Origin of the sequence: Helicobacter sp. 219-2, assembly GCF_030053225.1 — a bacterium.
Taxonomy (GTDB): Bacteria; Campylobacterota; Campylobacteria; order Campylobacterales; family Helicobacteraceae; genus Helicobacter; species Helicobacter pylori_C.
Genome location: NZ_JASGBS010000001.1, coordinates 518,626 through 535,205 on the forward strand (window position 1 = coordinate 518,626; position 16,580 = coordinate 535,205).

General features: G+C 39.2%; 17 protein-coding genes and 2 pseudogenes. 8 read left to right on the forward strand and 11 right to left on the reverse strand.

Translation table 11 applies throughout. From position 1 onward, the window contains the following. Positions 1 to 37: 37 nt before the first annotated feature. From P6280_RS02620 to P6280_RS02655, 8 genes and pseudogenes are all read right to left on the reverse strand, one after another. Complete coding sequence (locus P6280_RS02620; RefSeq protein WP_283236911.1) at positions 38 to 1,306, reverse strand: peptidase U32 family protein; 1,269 nt, start codon at positions 1,304 to 1,306, stop codon at positions 38 to 40. A 2-nt stretch (positions 1,307 to 1,308) separates the two neighbouring features. Beyond that, positions 1,309 to 2,028: a protein phosphatase CheZ gene (gene cheZ / locus P6280_RS02625; RefSeq protein WP_075653105.1), complete on the reverse strand. Its 720-nt coding sequence runs from the start codon at positions 2,026 to 2,028 to the stop codon at positions 1,309 to 1,311. Positions 2,029 to 2,102: 74 nt separating this feature from the next. Next, a complete protein-coding gene (gene prfB, locus P6280_RS02630) occupies positions 2,103 to 3,194 on the reverse strand; it encodes a peptide chain release factor 2 (RefSeq protein WP_001871718.1) in 1,092 nt (363 codons plus the stop codon). A gap of 55 nt (positions 3,195 to 3,249) precedes the next feature. Then, positions 3,250 to 3,525 (reverse strand): annotated as a pseudogene (locus P6280_RS02635) (molybdopterin molybdotransferase MoeA); the annotation flags it as partial. Next, on the reverse strand, positions 3,519 to 3,686 hold the full coding sequence (locus tag P6280_RS02640; protein WP_283236912.1) for a hypothetical protein: 168 nt from the start codon (positions 3,684 to 3,686) through the stop codon (positions 3,519 to 3,521). The pseudogene P6280_RS02635 and the gene P6280_RS02640, both read right to left, overlap by 7 nt. 9 nt (positions 3,687 to 3,695) lie before the next feature. Continuing rightward, positions 3,696 to 4,463 carry a flagellar biosynthetic protein FliR gene (gene fliR, locus P6280_RS02645; RefSeq protein ID WP_017284114.1) on the reverse strand — a complete coding sequence of 256 codons (768 nt, stop codon included), beginning with the start codon at positions 4,461 to 4,463 and terminating at the stop codon, positions 3,696 to 3,698. Next, positions 4,457 to 5,185 (reverse strand): EI24 domain-containing protein, encoded by a 729-nt coding sequence (locus tag P6280_RS02650; protein ID WP_283236913.1) that lies wholly within the window; start codon positions 5,183 to 5,185, stop codon positions 4,457 to 4,459. Before P6280_RS02650 ends, fliR begins: the two co-directional genes overlap by 7 nt. A 118-nt stretch (positions 5,186 to 5,303) precedes the next feature. Further along, positions 5,304 to 5,524 (reverse strand): annotated as a pseudogene (locus P6280_RS02655) (hypothetical protein). Positions 5,525 to 5,672: 148 nt separating this feature from the next. On the opposite strand from P6280_RS02655, the gene cbf2 reads away from it, so the two are divergent. From cbf2 to efp, 3 genes are read left to right on the forward strand one after another with little or no spacing between them, the layout of a single operon-like run. Beyond that, the gene (gene cbf2 / locus P6280_RS02660) at positions 5,673 to 6,572 is read left to right on the forward strand and encodes a peptidylprolyl isomerase CBF2 (RefSeq protein ID WP_283236914.1); all 900 of its coding nucleotides are present in this window, start codon (positions 5,673 to 5,675) and stop codon (positions 6,570 to 6,572) included. A gap of 17 nt (positions 6,573 to 6,589) precedes the next feature. Beyond that, positions 6,590 to 7,513 (forward strand): class II fructose-bisphosphate aldolase, encoded by a 924-nt coding sequence (locus P6280_RS02665; protein WP_033767282.1) that lies wholly within the window; start codon positions 6,590 to 6,592, stop codon positions 7,511 to 7,513. A 21-nt stretch (positions 7,514 to 7,534) separates the two neighbouring features. Further along, positions 7,535 to 8,098, forward strand: coding sequence for an elongation factor P (gene efp / locus P6280_RS02670; protein ID WP_000974265.1), 564 nt, complete (start codon positions 7,535 to 7,537; stop codon positions 8,096 to 8,098). A 124-nt stretch (positions 8,099 to 8,222) separates the two neighbouring features. Here the strand turns inward: efp and pseI are convergent, their stop codons facing one another. Genes pseI through P6280_RS02685 form a run of 3 tightly spaced genes read right to left on the reverse strand, consistent with a single transcriptional unit; the run spans position 8,223 to position 11,168 of the window. Next, entirely contained in the window at positions 8,223 to 9,251 is a 1,029-nt protein-coding gene (pseI, locus tag P6280_RS02675; RefSeq protein ID WP_283236915.1) for a pseudaminic acid synthase, read from the reverse strand. Position 9,252: 1 nt separating this feature from the next. After that, entirely contained in the window at positions 9,253 to 9,894 is a 642-nt protein-coding gene (locus P6280_RS02680) for an ABC transporter ATP-binding protein (protein ID WP_040155638.1), read from the reverse strand. Further along, complete coding sequence (locus P6280_RS02685; protein ID WP_283236916.1) at positions 9,894 to 11,168, reverse strand: apolipoprotein N-acyltransferase; 1,275 nt, start codon at positions 11,166 to 11,168, stop codon at positions 9,894 to 9,896. The genes P6280_RS02680 and P6280_RS02685 overlap by 1 nt, the downstream gene beginning before the upstream one ends. A 229-nt stretch (positions 11,169 to 11,397) precedes the next feature. On the opposite strand from P6280_RS02685, the gene P6280_RS02690 reads away from it, so the two are divergent. Genes P6280_RS02690 through P6280_RS02710 form a run of 5 tightly spaced genes read left to right on the forward strand, consistent with a single transcriptional unit; the run spans position 11,398 to position 16,245 of the window. Further along, complete coding sequence (locus tag P6280_RS02690) at positions 11,398 to 12,099, forward strand: CvpA family protein (RefSeq protein WP_283236917.1); 702 nt, start codon at positions 11,398 to 11,400, stop codon at positions 12,097 to 12,099. 9 nt (positions 12,100 to 12,108) lie between these two features. Continuing rightward, on the forward strand, positions 12,109 to 13,614 hold the full coding sequence (gene lysS, locus P6280_RS02695; RefSeq protein WP_283236918.1) for a lysine--tRNA ligase: 1,506 nt from the start codon (positions 12,109 to 12,111) through the stop codon (positions 13,612 to 13,614). After that, positions 13,614 to 14,864 carry a serine hydroxymethyltransferase gene (locus P6280_RS02700; protein ID WP_000323103.1) on the forward strand — a complete coding sequence of 417 codons (1,251 nt, stop codon included), beginning with the start codon at positions 13,614 to 13,616 and terminating at the stop codon, positions 14,862 to 14,864. The genes lysS and P6280_RS02700 overlap by 1 nt, the downstream gene beginning before the upstream one ends. A 10-nt stretch (positions 14,865 to 14,874) precedes the next feature. Continuing rightward, complete coding sequence (locus tag P6280_RS02705; protein ID WP_000138080.1) at positions 14,875 to 15,417, forward strand: DUF1882 domain-containing protein; 543 nt, start codon at positions 14,875 to 14,877, stop codon at positions 15,415 to 15,417. 21 nt (positions 15,418 to 15,438) lie between these two features. After that, on the forward strand, positions 15,439 to 16,245 hold the full coding sequence (locus P6280_RS02710) for an SPOR domain-containing protein (RefSeq protein WP_283236919.1): 807 nt from the start codon (positions 15,439 to 15,441) through the stop codon (positions 16,243 to 16,245). Positions 16,246 to 16,580 lie beyond the last annotated feature (335 nt).

Here is a 16,580-nt window from a genome sequence, read left to right on the forward strand (position 1 = left end):
CTTAATCGTTTTAATACCTAATCTCTAAACGCCATTTTTAGACTCTGACTTGGGTGCGTAAAAAACTAAAAGCCGGTAAGGGTGCGGGCAGTCGCACTAAATTCACATTCCCGCTATGGATAGTTTCTAACTCGGTGTTATTTTCTAAAAGGATTTTATATAGCACTAAATAAGAGCGTTTTTCAAAGGTGTAAATCTTGCCAATTTCATTGACTATGGGCGTGATAGCCGCATTTTTGGGAGCGATGATTTCATAAGCAATGTTAGTGGTCGTGGTGAATTTGCATGCAAAAAAACGCCCGTCTTCTGTGATTTCGCCATTGACTTGAAAATCCCCTTCGCTAATGGCTGTTTGGTGGTTTTGGGTATCCAACCTTTCAAAAGGCCTTCGCATCAAATAGCCGTCGGTGAAACCCCTATTTTTAAGCGTGTTCAATTCGCTAGCATAAAAACTCGGCTTTAAGGTGTTATGGTAAAAATCATCAACCGCTAAACGATAGATGCGCGTGGTTTGCGCGGCGTAATAACTGGACTTGGTGCGCCCTTCAATCTTAAGCGCGCTAATGGCGTTTGAACTTAAAATTTCAGCGATATGGCTAGAGAGGTTCAAATCTTTAGCGTTAAAAATATGCGTGCCTACGCCCTCTTCTTCAACCAACCTCATCATCACGCCGTTATCCGGGTTTTTCACATAATATTCATAATCAAACCGGCAATCATTCGCGCAACTCCCCCTATTAGGCACGCGCCCCTTTTGTAAAGCCGAAATCAAGCAACGCCCTGAAAAGGCAAAGCACATGCTCCCATGCACAAAGATTTCTAATTCTAAATCGGGTAAGGCTTTTTTAATTTCAATCGCATCATTCAGGCTCAATTCCCTAGCGCACACAATGCGTTTAACCCCTAAATCATAAAACACTTGCGCATCCAGCAAATTTAAGACATTCGCTTGCGTGGATAAATGGATAGGGATATGCGGGGCGATTTTTTGTGCGAGTTTGATTACCCCAGGTGCAGCGATAATAAAAGCGTCTGGCTTCAATTCTGCCATTTTATCAATATGTTCTTCTAAAAGCTTGAGCTGTGAATTGAAAGGGAAACCATTGATCGTGGTATAGACTTTTTTATTTAGCGCATGGGCGTAGTCAATCCCTTCTTTAAAGGTCTCTAGAGTGAATTCCTTGCCTGCACGATTGCGTAAAGAAAAATGGCTCACTCCCCCATAAACCGCATCAGCCCCATAGTTGAGGGCGATTTTAAGTTTTTTTAAATTACCGGCTGGAGAGAGTAATTCAACTTGACTCAAAACTACTTGGCTCCAAAAGAAGCGATCAAGGCTTCAATATCATCAGCGCTGGCTAAATCTTTATCGTCATCGCCGGTGATATAAGTCGCTGAACTCACGCGCTTAGAATCATCAATTTTGCCTTCAAAAAGCGAATTCATGTATTGGCTGAGCGCTCGCATGACATTGACCACGCGCTCAATTTTTTGGCGATGAATATCTTGAAATTGCATAATATCCATCGCTTGCATGGAGCTATCAGAGCAATTAGCGGCTTCTTCTTCAATGCTTTTAAGGGCGTTTAGGATTTCTTGTTGCTCATTGAGCACGGTTTTAAAAGATTCAATATTGGGGAAATGGCCATGCAAATTGTCAAAAATTTCTTGGTGTTTTTGCAAAGGTTCTTGGATTTTTTTAACCATTTTAGCGATCTTTTCAGCACTAGTCCCGATCAAATCCAATTGATCAAAAATTTGCGTGGCTTTCACTTCAGAATCTCTTGTAACATCATCTAATTGATGCACGACTTTATGCTCTTCAGTGGGGGGAGGGGGAGGCCATTCATTGGGGCTAATCTTGCCGTATTTTTCAGCGTCTTCTTTTTTGACGGTCATTTTTTCACTATGATTGGAATTTTCTTTACTCTCTTTAGGCTCCTCTTTAGTTTCTTCTTTAGTCTCTAGGGCTTCCAAATTTTCTAAATCACCACCATTCATCAAAGCGTCTAATTCTTCTTGTGTCATTGTTGTTCCTTGCCAATTGGTTTTAAAAAGCGTTTTATAGTAACCATAATTTATTAGCTGTCATTTTAGCGCACTTAAGCTTTAGCAATCAAAACGCCCTCTAAAATCGCATCAATATCGCCATCTAGTATCGCTTCCACATTGCTATAAGCGGTATTGGAGCGCGCGTCTTTGACTTGCTGGTAGGGGGCTAGGACATAACTTCTTATTTGATGCCCCCAGCCGATCTCGCTTTTTTCTTCATTTTTGGCACTGCTTTGCTGCTTTTCTAATTCCAATTCATAAAGCTTGGATTTAAGCATTTTTAACGCGCTCGCTTTGTTTTTATGCTGGCTCCTGTCGTTTTGGCATTGCACCACAATACCGGTAGGAAAATGCGTGATTCTAACTGCGCTTTCTGTTTTATTGACATGCTGACCGCCCGCCCCACTGGCTCTATAATAATCATAACGGACATCTTTTTCATCAATTTCAATATCAATATCATCGTCTAATTCAGGGCTAATTTGCACGCTCGCAAAACTCGTGTGCCGTTTGGCGTTCGCATCAAAGGGCGAAATCCTTACAAGCCTATGCACCCCATTTTCATTTTTCAAATAACCATAAGCGTTTTCGCCCTTAATGATAAAGGCAACCCCTTTAATGCCCGCTTCTTCGCCATCTTGATAATCTAAAATCTCGCTTTTAAAGCCCCTTCTTTCCGCCCACCTCAAATACATGCGATACAAAATACTCGCCCAATCCTGGCTCTCCGTCCCCCCAGCTCCAGGCTGAATGGTGATAATAGCGTTTGAAGCGTCATTTTCACCGCTTAACATGATTTCAATTTCTACTTTTTGGACGCTGTGCTCTAAAATAGGAGCCTCTTCATAGAGCAAGGATAAAGTAACCTCATCGTTATCGTTTTGAGCGAGTTCAAACAATTCTGTGCTTTCATCTAAAGAATTTTTGGTTTTTTGATAGGTTTCTAGCAAGCGGTTTAGGCGCACTTTTTCTTTATTGGTATCTCTAGCCTTTAAGACATCTTGCCAAAAATTAGGGTCTTCTTGCTCTTTTTCAATGCGTTCTAATTCTTGTTTGATCTTTTCAGGCTTGATGATTAAAGCAATATTATCGCATTTGTTTTGCAAGCTTTTTAACAATTCGCTATAGGTGTAGTTATCCACAAACAGAACCTTTATGAGTGGGGTTTTAAGCTTATCATTATAGCAAAAAGCCATTTTAATTTTCAAACCTTAAAATTTCAATTTCGCCCTGAACCAATCTAACTCCTTCATCAATTAAAGCGATAGAATCAACTTGCACAAGGGCTTGAATCGCTCCTGAGTCATAGCGGTTGTTGTTGTAAGGAATGAATTGGTTGTTTAAATAGTTGCCTAAAATTAAATGCGTGCGTTCGCCTTTAAGCTTTAAAGGGGCATTGATTTGAGCCTTAAAGGGTTTTAGTTTAAAATCTTTATTTAAGGATAAGCGCTCCAATAAGGGTAGAATCAAAAGCTATCCATTGCACTTTGATTGAATTTAGGCAGGGCACGAGCGCAAATAATATCCTCTGCTAAAATGCACCCTATGCTTTCAAGCAAAGAAATAACCTCTATTTCTAAGGGTTTTAGGGGAATGCTAGAATGGATTTTTAGAGCTTCTTTAAAACTAACCATATTGATCCTTTAAAAGATTTTGCTAATGGCGCTAAAGGCTAGGCTGATTTCTTCTTTAAAACGCCCCATGATAGCCGAAGCGATTAAAATAATGCCCACAAACCCGATCGCAATTTTAACCGGAAACCCGATAGCGAGCAGGTTGAACTGAGGGTGGGTTTTCATGATCATGCCAAAAATAATATCGCTCAATAACACCAAGCATAAAATAGGGAACGCCATAGAAAACCCTATGACAAACAAGTGCGAAAAGGCTTTGATAATGTTTTTAGCTAACGCTGGCTCAAAGACAAATTGCCCTAAAGGGACGGCTTTTAAGCTGTGATCCACAAACAAAATGATTTGATGGTGGAACGATAAATCCAATAAAATTAAAATCGCTAACAATAAAAGGGCTTGCCCTACAATGGGTTTTTGCGATCCTGAAATAGGATCATACGCGCTCGCCATCGTAAGCCCCATAGAAAAGCTGATGCTATCGGTTGCAAACACCAAGCTTGCAAAGACGATTTGTAAAAAGACAGACGCGCACACCCCTAAAAACAGCTCGCACAAGCAAGCAATAATAAAACCCTCTGGCGTGTAAGCGGCGTTTGAAAATTCTAAAGTGGGGTAAAAAATCGCGCTCACATACAAACTCAAAGCCCCACGCACCGACAAAGGCACTAAATGGTTTTCAAAAAAAGGGAAAAAAGACAACACCCCGCTAACCCTTAAAAACAACAAGAAAAAATCCCTAACATGGGGGGTGCTAAGCTCTTGAATGAAATCTAGCATTCTTTTTCTTTAAGGATAAAAAAGTAGTGTGTTAGCATTAGGGTTTGCAATAAAGTGGCAAAAAAATTAAAAAAAGGGATTAAGGAAAAAAGATAGCAAAAAAACGAGAAACGATAATGCTTCAATCGGTGCTGTTTGAGTAAATTTTGATAGCTTTGATGATTAAAAATCATGCTGGCTATATCCAAACTCATGGTGTTTTTAAAAAAAAGAAAATGCGGGATTATAGAAAAAAAGACCCCAGAGACCCCTATAAAGGGAATGAAATAAAAGGGCGTTAAAACCGCCATCCATAAAAGCATAAAAATGAGCGATTTTAAAAAATATTTAATAGAAAAAAGAATAGAGCCAAATTCTTCTAAAACAACATGGGGATAATGTTTTTGGTGCAAATAAGAAACCACCAAAGGGGTGTAAAAAACAGACGCAAAAATATTGATGACTAAACTCAAAAGAATCACGATCCAAAAAACAAGAAAATACACTAACACTTTAAAAACCCATGCGAACACGCCAGCAAAAAAGCCTTGAGAATGGGAATAGCCATTCAAAGATTGCGGTAATAAGGTTTGGCAATAACCCACAATATTTGTGCCATTGTAGTAAAAAACAGCTCCAAAAAACGCCAAGCTCAAAAGGATAGGACCAAGATTGATTAAAAGCATTCTAGCGCTTAAAAAATCATTAAAGCTTTTTTTAAGGATAGATAAAGACAAAACCATAACTTGAAATCCTTCTTCACTCACTTTGCTAGGGTAATTTAAGCGCAAAGTCCCTTAATCTTACATAGTAAGCTTATAAATACGAGATTGACTAAAAGAATTAGAATATAGGAGTTATTTAATATGGAATAACATATAGTAGTAAATACATTATGGGGTAAAATAATGCCATCAGTATCCAAGGGCACAAAATGATTGTAGCAACCAATGGTAAATATAATATTCATCATTGTCTTATAAAATTTTGAATCTTCTTTAATATCCTTTTTTCTTTCCAAAAAGAATGTAACTAACACCAATAAATACAATAAATATTATTACAATATCTGCAGCGAACACTTTTACCCACTTTTAACGGAATGAATAACTTTAAGCGTTTCTTACCCCTTAATGTGAGTTTTCTGTAATCATGATAGCTGATTTTGTTTTAAATTTGCTATAATGTAAATTTAATGATGAAAATTAGTTTAAGGTGGAGAACACACAGATGAAAAAAAATATCTTAAGTTTAGCGTTAGTGGGCGCGTTGAGCGCATCGTTTTTGATGGCTAAGCCGGCTCATAACGCAAATAACGCTGCACATAACACGAAAAAAACGACTGATTCTTCAGCAGGCGTGTTAGCTACAGTGGATGGCAGGCCCATCACCAAAAGCGATTTTGATATGATTAAGCAACGAAATCCTAATTTTGATTTTGACAAGCTTAAAGAGAAAGAAAAAGAAGCCTTGATTGAGCAAGCCATTCGCACCGTGCTTGTAGAAAATGAAGCTAAAACCGAGAGATTGGACAGCACTCCAGAATTTAAGGCAATGATGGAAGCGGTTAAAAAACAGGCTTTGGTGGAATTTTGGGCTAAAAAACAGGCTGAAGAAGTGAAAAAAATCCAAATCCCAGAAAAAGAAATGCAAGATTTTTACAACGCTAATAAAGATCAGCTTTTTGTCAAGCAAGAAGCCCATGCTAGACATATTTTAGTAAAAACCGAAGATGAGGCTAAACGGATTATTTCTGAGATTGACAAACAGCCAAAGACTAAAAAAGAAGCCAAATTCATTGAGTTAGCCAATCGGGATACGATTGATCCTAACAGCAAGAACGCACAAAATGGCGGTGATTTGGGGAAATTCCAAAAGAACCAAATGGCTCCGGATTTTTCTAAAGCCGCTTTCGCTTTAACTCCTGGGAATTACACTAAAACCCCTGTTAAAACGGAGTTTGGTTATCATATCATCTATTTGATTTCTAAAGATAGCCCTGTAACTTACACTTATGAGCAGGCTAAACCCACCATTAAGGGGATGTTACAAGAAAAGCTTTTCCAAGAACGCATGAATCAACGCATTGAGGAACTAAGAAAGCACGCTAAAATTGTTATCAACAAGTAATTGATGAGGTGTTATTTATGTTAGTTAAAGGCAGTGAAATCTTATTGAAAGCCCATAAAGAAGGTTATGGGGTAGGGGCGTTTAATTTCGTGAATTTTGAAATGCTAAACGCTATTTTTGAAGCAGGAAATGAGGAAAATTCCCCGCTTTTCATTCAAGCGAGTGAAGGAGCGATCAAATACATGGGGATTGATATGGCGGTGGGCATGGTGAAAATCATGTGCGAACGCTACCCGCATATTCCTGTAGCCTTACACCTAGATCATGGCACGACTTTTGAAAGTTGCGAAAAAGCCGTGAAAGCGGGTTTCACTTCTGTGATGATTGATGCGTCTCATCATGCTTTTGAAGAAAATTTAGAATTGACTTCTAAAGTGGTCAAAATGGCGCATAACGCTGGAGTGAGCGTGGAAGCGGAGTTGGGGCGTTTAATGGGGATTGAAGACAATATTTCAGTGGATGAAAAAGATGCGGTGTTAGTGAATCCTAAAGAAGCGGAGCAGTTTGTCAAAGAATCTCAAGTGGATTACTTAGCCCCAGCCATTGGGACAAGCCATGGAGCGTTTAAGTTTAAGGGCGAGCCCAAATTGGATTTTGAACGCTTGCAAGAAGTCAAAAGGCTCACTAATATCCCTTTAGTCTTGCATGGAGCGAGTGCGATACCAGATGATGTGAGGAAATCTTATTTGGACGCTGGAGGCGATTTGAAAGGCTCTAAGGGCGTGCCTTTTGAATTTTTACAAGAATCCATTAAGGGAGGGATCAATAAGGTCAATACCGACACGGACTTAAGGATCGCTTTCATCGCGGAAGTGCGCAAGGTGGCTAATGAAGATAAGAGCCAATTTGATTTGAGGAAGTTTTTTTCTCCGGCCCAATTAGCGCTTAAAAATGTGGTCAAAGAGCGCATGAAACTTTTGGGCAGCGCTAATAAAATTTAACCAACAAGGAAAGAGTGTAACATGGCAATTGGGATGAGTGAGCTCAAAAAGGGCTTGAAAATTGAATTGGGTGGTGTGCCTTATAGGATCGTGGAATACCAGCATGTCAAGCCCGGCAAGGGTGCGGCTTTTGTGCGCGCGAAAATCAAGTCGTTTTTAGATGGTAAGGTGATTGAGAAAACTTTCCATGCGGGGGATAAGTGCGAAGAGCCTAATCTGGTTGAAAAAACGATGCAATACCTTTATCACGATGGCGATACATACCAATTCATGGACATAGAGAGCTATGAGCAAATTGCTTTGAACGACTCTCAAGTGGGCGAGGCTTCTAAATGGATGCTAGACGGCATGCAAGTGCAGGTTTTATTGCATAATGACAAGGCAATTTCAGTGGATGTGCCGCAAGTTGTGGCTTTAAAGATTGTAGAAACAGCCCCTAATTTTAAGGGCGATACTTCAAGCGCGAGCAAAAAACCAGCGACTTTAGAAACCGGTGCGGTCGTGCAAGTGCCTTTCCATGTTTTAGAGGGTGAGATCATTAAAGTCAATACGGAAACAGAAGAGTATCTTGAAAAGGTGAAGTGAGATTATTTTTTTATTGAGTTAGCGCTTTAGACACAGCTTTTTTGTCATAAGGGGTGTTAGCCCCTTATTTGGACTTTGTTTAATGAGCTTTATTTAAAGCGTGTGTGAAATCTGTGATTAAAAATTATTTAAAATTTCTTTTCTCTATACCATCAGTGCTTAAAGGGGTGTTGGCTTTTAAGAACTTTGATGCCTTTTGGCCTAAAATTTCTTTATAAAATTTAGGGTGTAAGCCAAGGTTGGGTCGTAAGGCTTTGATATTATCGCTAGTCAATGCTTCGCCTTTTTGAATATCCTTAATGACAAATAAAGAGCGCATAAAGAATCTCCGTTCCTCTAAAGTCTTTGGATTGATTTTAGGCTCTTCTTCGCCCAAGGCTAAAACGCTTTGTTTGATGGCTTCAACCATGCTTTTAAATTCGTTAAAATCCATGCTAAAAGCACTGTCTGGGGTTTGTAAGGATTTGTTTAAAATGAAATGCTTTTCTATCATGCTCGCTCCTAAAGTGGTGGCTAAAATGGGGCAAAGAGAGCCAATCGTGTGATCGCTTAAGCCAAATTTAACGCCAAAGGTTTCGCCTAATTTAACCATGCTCAATAAGTTAGCGTCTTCTATTTTACTGGGATAAGCGCTCACGCATTTTAAAAGGGTGATGTCAAAATTATTCACGCCTTTGCACAATGAGATAGCGTCTTGCAATTCGGTGTGTGTAGCGATACCGCTAGAAAGGATAATGGGCTTTTGTGTGCGAGCGGCCTTTTCAATCAGGTCTAAATCAACGATTTCAAAACTAGCGATTTTATACATGGGGCAATTCAGGCTCTCTAAAAGCTTTAAAGCTTTTGAGCTAAAAGGCGAGCTAAAAATGCCTAAATCAAGTTTTTTAGCCAACTCAAACAATTCCGCATGCCACTCTAGGGGGGTAGAAGCCTTTTGATACAATTCATACAGATTTTCTTTATCCCATAAAGTGCCTTGAATGATGAAAGGATCTTCTTTAGAATCTAAAGTCATGCAGCTTGGCGTGTAGGTTTGGAGCTTGACAAAATCCGCGCCGCTTTCCTTAATGGCATGAAGGCTTTCTTTGGCGAGGTTTAAATCCTGGTTATGATTAGTGCTCAATTCAGCGACAATTTTAGGGCGTTGTAACATTTTATTTTTCCTTAATCAAAACTTCTTTTTCTAGGCGATAGACTTGAGAGCAAGTGAAAGCCAAATGCTCATCATGCGTGGCTAGAACTAACGCCCCTTCTTTTTCTGTAATGTAATTTTGCAGCATGCTGATGACTTGATTAGCGCTAGTGGTGTCTAAATTCCCGGTGGGTTCATCAGCGATAATGATTTTGGGTTTTTTAGAAAGCACTCTGGCGATGCTTAAGCGTTGTTGCTGACCGCCGCTCAATTCGCCCACGCCTTGTTTTAGGGTGTGGGCTATGCCTAATTGTTCTAAAAGGGAATGATTTATTTCTTGCTTGGCTAGGATGGAAGCGACTTGCAAGTTTTCTAAAGCGCTAAAACCCTTAAAAAGGTAATGCGATTGGAAGATTATGCCCACTTTTAAGCGCCGTAATTCCAAAAGCTTTTTGGAATTTAAGGCATAAATATCTTGGTGTTCTAACAAACTAATCGTCCCACTATCCGGTTTTAGCATGGTGGCTAAATGGCTTAGAAGCGTGCTTTTACCGCTCCCGCTCACGCCTAAAATCGCTAGGCTTTCTTTGGGCTTGATGTGCAAATTCACGCCATTATAAAGAGGCTTTTCAAAAGCATGAGAAATATTAATCGCTTTAATCATTATCGTTTCCTAAAAAGAATATCGCCTAATAAACTAGGGTTTAAAATGTAAGAAGTTGAAAAGTTCGCGCTGTGCAAGATGATTTTACCATAACGCCTTGCATAGTATTTTAAAAGCGTTTTTTGTAAAGTGGGTTCAATGCTTGGGCTAAACCATGCGTTATTGCTCATCACGATAAAAATTTTTGAAGGGCTGTTTGAATAAGCGGGTTTGGAAGTGCCTTCATAGCAAATCAGGGGGCGAAAAGTGGAATCGTCTAATGTAAAATCGCTGAAATTGGAAGCGTTGCGGTATAAATAAGCGCTCTCGCCAAAAAAGAGCTTTTCAAGGGGTTTTTGAAGAAACTCCGGTAAAGGCATTGTTTCGCCAAAGGGGGCTAAAACCACTTTATCAGCGATCTGAACGCCCTCTTTAGAAAATAAAAACGAACTGTTATAAAGGCTATAGCCTTGAGTCCGTAATGTCCCTATTAAAATAGCAATATTGTTGCTTAAATCTTCTAGCTTAGCTTTAAAGGGGGAGTTTTCTAAAGCGATGGGGTAGGCGGTTTCTGGAAAAACAATTAAGGTTTTTTGCTTGCTTTGAGCGAGCTTGATTTCTTTAAGAATGTTGTTTTCAATATTATTAAGGTAATTTGAGTCAAATTTCAAATCTTGAGGCGTTTTTGTAGAGACTAATTCAATATTTCCAACCTTTTTTAAATCGCTTGTTTTAAAACCATTAAAATCCAACGCGCCCAGTAACAATAAAACCGCTATGATCCTGTATTTTTTCAATGGTTTAGCGCTCAAAAAAATGCAAGCCAAAAAAACAAGCCCTAGCGATAATTTATCTACCCTAAACACGCTATAAGAAAAAAAACTATCCGGGACTAACCAATCAAATCCAAAAGGGTGGATAAAACTAGAGCCTAAAAAACTCAAAAGCCTGAAGTAGGGGTTTTCAAAATAGAGCAACAAATAAAATAAAACCCCATAAACTAACGCTATTAAAACAATGATTAAGGGTAATAAATAAGTGAAATCCGAGTAGCGGAAGCTTAAAGCGCACCAATAAAACAATAACGCTCCCACAAAAAACCCCAAAGCAAAAGCACTGTTTTTTGGGGTTTTTAAAAACGCTAGCATGCTTAAAGGGGCTAATAGGCTTGTGAGTATGATAGAAATATAGGGGTTTTCAATCGCATAAGCGTCTAAAACAGCGTTCACATACACGCTTGAAACAAACGCACACGCTAATAAAAAAGCGTTTTGATTGAATAAAATAAGACGCATGGCTAAATTTTGAAACCTTGAGATTGTTTTGGTGTATTATAGCTATATTTTAATTTAAGAATTTTAGATTGATTTTTTTAAGGGTAGTTTTTTTTAAGTTGTGTTATTATTTTCAAATTTCAAGTCTAAAGAGCGTGGATTGATAGCGTTTAAAAATTATGAGCGTTTTTTGGGGCGTTTTTGAACGCTCACTATCTTTATGCGAGATACATGAGAGAAAGGTTTGGGTTTGAATTATATTGATTTGGCGTTACTTGTGGTGGTGGTAGCCTTTGGGATTAGGGGATTTTATCATGGCTTCGTGAGTGAAGTAGCGGGGACTTTAGGGATTGTGCTTGGCGTTTATTTAGCGTCTCGCTATTCTGTGGCTGTTGGGCATTTATTTTCACAACATTTGTATGATCTAAAGAATGAGACCATGATGAATCTTGTTGGTTTCTTACTGGTATTGGCGTCTATTTGGGTGTTTTTTTTAGCTTTTGGAGTGTTGCTAGGCAAGGTGTTAGTCTTTAGCGGGTTAGGCATTATAGACAGGGCGTTAGGGTTTATTTTTTCATGTTTGAAGACTTTTTTAGTGCTTTCTTTCATCCTTTATGCGCTCTCTAAAATGGAGGTCATGAAAGACGCTAACGCCTACTTGCAAGGAAAAAGCGCTTTTTTTCCTACCATGAAAAGCGTTGCTAGTAAAATCATGTGCCTTGATGGCGTCAAACATGTGGAGCAAAACCTTAAAAACAACCTTGAAGAAATGAGCGATGAAGTCAAAAATAAAGAATCTTCCAATAAAGCTAAAGAGTCTTTTGATAAAGCGATGGATAAGGGCATGGAAGCTTTAAAAGAAAAGGCTAAAGACTTGCCTAAAAACATGCGAGATCCAAAAGCTAACCACACCCCACCAAACCACACCCCATCTAATAAAGAACCCCTATAAAGGCATAACATGTTTTCCAACCAATACATCCAACAACGCATCCATAAAGCCAATAGCTTGAGAGAAGAAGGGAAAAACCCTTATAAAAACGGCTTGAAACGAAGCCTTACAAACGCCGCTTTTTTAGAAAAATATGCTTATATTAAGGGTTTAGAAGAGCCTAAAGACAAGGAAAAATGCGAGAGTATTGTAGGGAGGGTCAAGCTTTTGCGTTTAATGGGTAAGGCTTGTTTTATTAAAATTGAAGATGAAAGTGCGATTTTGCAAGCTTATGTTTCGCAAAATGAATTGAACGATGAGTTTAAAAGCCTGAAAAAGCATTTAGAAGTGGGCGATATTGTGTTGGTGAAAGGTTTCCCTTTTGCTACCAAAACCGGTGAATTAAGCGTTCATGCCCTAGAATTTCATATTTTAAGCAAAACCATTGTGCCTTTGCCTGAAAAATTCCATGGACTGAGCGATATAGAATTGCGTTACCGCCAGCGCTACTTGGATTTGATAGTCAATCCTAGCGTTAAAGATGTGTTTAAAAAACGCAGTTTGATTGTTTCTAGCGTGCGGAAATTCTTTGAAACGGAAGGGTTTTTAGAAGTGGAAACCCCCATGATGCACCCCATTCCTGGCGGGGCGAACGCAAGGCCTTTTATCACTTACCATAACGCTTTAGAAATTGAAAGGTATTTAAGAATCGCTCCAGAATTATACCTCAAACGCTTGATTGTGGGGGGTTTTGAAGCGGTGTTTGAAATCAATCGTAATTTTAGGAATGAGGGCATGGATCACAGCCATAACCCCGAATTTACGATGATTGAGTTTTATTGGGCGTATCACACTTATGAAGATTTGATTGAACTCAGTAAGAGGCTATTTGACTACTTGCTAAAAACTTTGAACTTACCTTCAAAAATCATTTATAACGATATGGAAGTGGATTTCAACCAAACGAGCGTGATTTCTTATTTGGACGCTTTAGAAACAATAGGGGGCATTAGTAGGGATATTTTAGAAAAAGAAGACAGGCTTTTGGCTTATTTGTTAGAGCAAGGCATTAAAGTAGAGCCAAATCTCACTTATGGTAAATTGCTCGCTGAAGCGTTTGATCATTTTGTAGAGCACCAGCTCATCAACCCCACTTTTGTAACCCAATACCCCATTGAGATTAGCCCCCTAGCTAGACGCAACGATAGTAACCCTAATATTGCTGATAGGTTTGAATTGTTTATTGCAGGGAAAGAAATCGCTAACGGCTTTAGCGAGTTGAACGATCCTTTAGATCAATTAGAACGCTTTAAAAATCAAGTGGCTGAAAAAGAAAAAGGCGATGAAGAAGCCCAATACATGGATGAAGATTATGTGTGGGCGTTAGCCCATGGAATGCCCCCCACTGCAGGGCAAGGCATAGGCATTGATAGATTAGTGATGCTACTCACTGGAGCTAAAAGCATTAAAGATGTGATTTTATTCCCAGCGATGCGTCCTGTTAAAAACGATTTTAATGTGGAGAGTGAAGAATAATGGCGTATTTTTTAGAACAAACGGATAGTGAAATTTTTGAGCTTATCTTTGAAGAATACAAGCGGCAAAACGAGCATTTAGAAATGATAGCGAGCGAGAATTACACTTTTGCAAGCGTTATGGAGGCTATGGGGAGCGTTTTAACGAATAAATACGCTGAAGGCTATCCTAACAAGCGCTACTATGGAGGCTGTGAAGTGGTGGATAAAATAGAAAGCTTGGCCATAGAAAGGGCTAAAAAGCTTTTTAATTGCCAGTTCGCTAATGTGCAAGCGCACTCAGGATCACAAGCCAATAACGCTGTCTATCACGCTCTTTTAAAGCCTTATGACAAGATTTTAGGCATGGATTTAAGCTGCGGGGGGCATTTAACGCATGGTGCTAAAGTGAGCTTAACCGGCAAGCATTATCAGAGCTTTTCTTATGGCGTGAATTTAGATGGCTATATTGATTATGAAGAAGCGCTAAAAATCGCTCAAAGCGTTAAGCCAGAAATCATTGTGTGCGGGTTTTCAGCCTATCCAAGGGAGATTGATTTTAAGAAATTTAGAGAAATCGCTGATGAAGTGGGGGCGTTACTATTAGGCGATATAGCCCATGTGGCAGGGCTTGTGGTAACCGGTGAGCATGCTAATCCTTTCCCGCATTGCCATGTGGTCTCAAGTACCACTCATAAGACCTTAAGAGGGCCTAGAGGGGGGCTTATTTTAACCAATGATGAAGAGATAGCGGCTAAGATTGATAAAGCGATTTTTCCAGGAACTCAAGGCGGGCCTTTGATGCATGTAATTGCTGCTAAAGCGGTGGGATTTAAAGAGAATCTAAAACCAGAATTTAAAGCTTATGCACAATTAGTGAAATCTAACATGCAAGTTCTCGCTAAAGCGTTACAAGAAAAAAACCATAAGTTAGTGAGTGGTGGCACTTCTAACCATTTGCTTTTAATGGATTTCTTGGATAAGCCTTATAGCGGGAAAGACGCTGATATTGCATTAGGGAATGCCGGAATCACCGTGAATAAAAACACCATTCCTGGCGAAACGCGCAGCCCTTTTGTAACGAGCGGGATAAGGATTGGCTCAGCGGCATTGAGTGCAAGGGGCATGGGAGCTAGAGAATTTGAAATCATAGGGAATAAAATATCAGATATTTTGAATGATATTAATAATGTTAGTTTGCAATTGCATGTGAAAGAAGAATTGAAGGCCATGGCTAGCCAATTCCCTGTGTATCAACAACCTATTTTTTAAGGCAGTCAAGATGACAGAAATGGAATTAAAGCTCATTAAGATAGACACAAGCCATTATTTTGAAAAAAAACCAGGCTTGGGGGAGAGGGTGGATTATGCGGGGCGTTGCTTCTATAATAAATTCCAAAGAGTGAATGCCATGCTCACAAGCTCGCTCATTCAAAAGCATTTGAAAAAAGAAATAGAAATCGCGCACAACCTCATCTTGCGTAACGATAAGGTGGAAAATATTGTGTTTGATTATAATGGGAGGAACCCGGAGCGTTTTTATCATAAGGCGCAGTTATTGCTTCGTGAGGAAGGTTTTATGAATTTTACCGCTTATAACACGAAGACGCCAGGGCATTTGCATTTGTATGTGCATAAGGGGCATACGGAATTGGGCGAGGGTGAAAGGTTGGTTAAAACTTTGTCTATGAAATTAGCGCAAGGGTTGCCTAAAGAATGGAGGGTCTTCCCTAGCAATGAATGGCCTAAGGAATTTAATATTTTAGCTTTACCTTATGAAGTGTTTGCAAAAGAGCGAGGGAGCTCTTGGGCGAAGCATTTATAACAATTTTTGAAAGGATTTTTGATGTCAGAAAAAGAAAGACTGAATGAAGTGATCTTAGAAGAAGAAAATAATGGGGGTGGCACTAAAAAAGTGTTTTTGATCGTGGCTATAGCCATTATCATTTTAGCGGTGCTTTTAATGGTGTTTTGGAAAAGCACGAGAGTCGCTCCTAAAGAGACTTTTTTACAAACCGATAGCGGCATGCAAAAAATAGGCAACACTAAAGACGAGAAAAAAGACGATGCGTTTGAAAGCTTGAATTTGGATCCTTCCAAACAAGAAAGCGATCTGGACAAAGTAGCGGATAATGTTAAAAAACAAGAAAGCGATGCGTTTAAAATGCCCATTCAAACCAATCAAACTCAAACAGAGATGAAAACAACAGAAGAAACGCAAGAAGCTAAAAAAGAATCAAAAGCTGTTGAGCACGCTCCCATGAGCGCTCAAAAAGAATCTCAAGCTGTGGCTAAAAAAGAAACCCCCCATAAAAAGCCTAAGGTAACCCCTAAAGATAAGGAAGCTCATAAAGATAAAGCTAAGCATGCGGCTAAAGAGCCAAAAGCCAAAAAAGAAGCTCACAAAGAAGCTCCTAAAAAAGCCAATTCAACCAATCTTACTAAAGGGCATTATTTGCAAGTGGGGGTTTTTGCGCACACGCCCAATAAAGCGTTTTTGCAAGTGTTTAACCAATTCCCCCATAAGATTGAAGATAGGGGAGCGACGAAGCGCTATCTCATAGGCCCTTATAAGAGCAAGCAAGAAGCCTTAATGCATGCTGATGAAGTCAGCAAAAAGATGACTAAGCCGGTTGTCATAGAAGTGCGCTAGGGGTTTTGAGCTAGGAGGGGGGATCTCTTTTAGCTTATTTGACGGAATAGAAAAAACCGCAATGGGGTGTTTTCTTGGTGGCTTATCGGTATTATTATCATTTCCTATTATTTTTGTCATAAGTGTTGCGATAAGCTTCTTCACGAAAATTGAAGAAAGTTTTTGGGGTAGAGTCTAGATAACTGCCGTGTTTATTTATTTCTTGTTATTCAATCCTTACACAATTTTGATTACTATACTTGTTGGGTTTTTAGCTATAGACTTTTTAGATAGGACATTCCTTCATTGAATTGTAGGAAAAGCCCCTACGATAGCAAAGTTTATCTCATGAATAA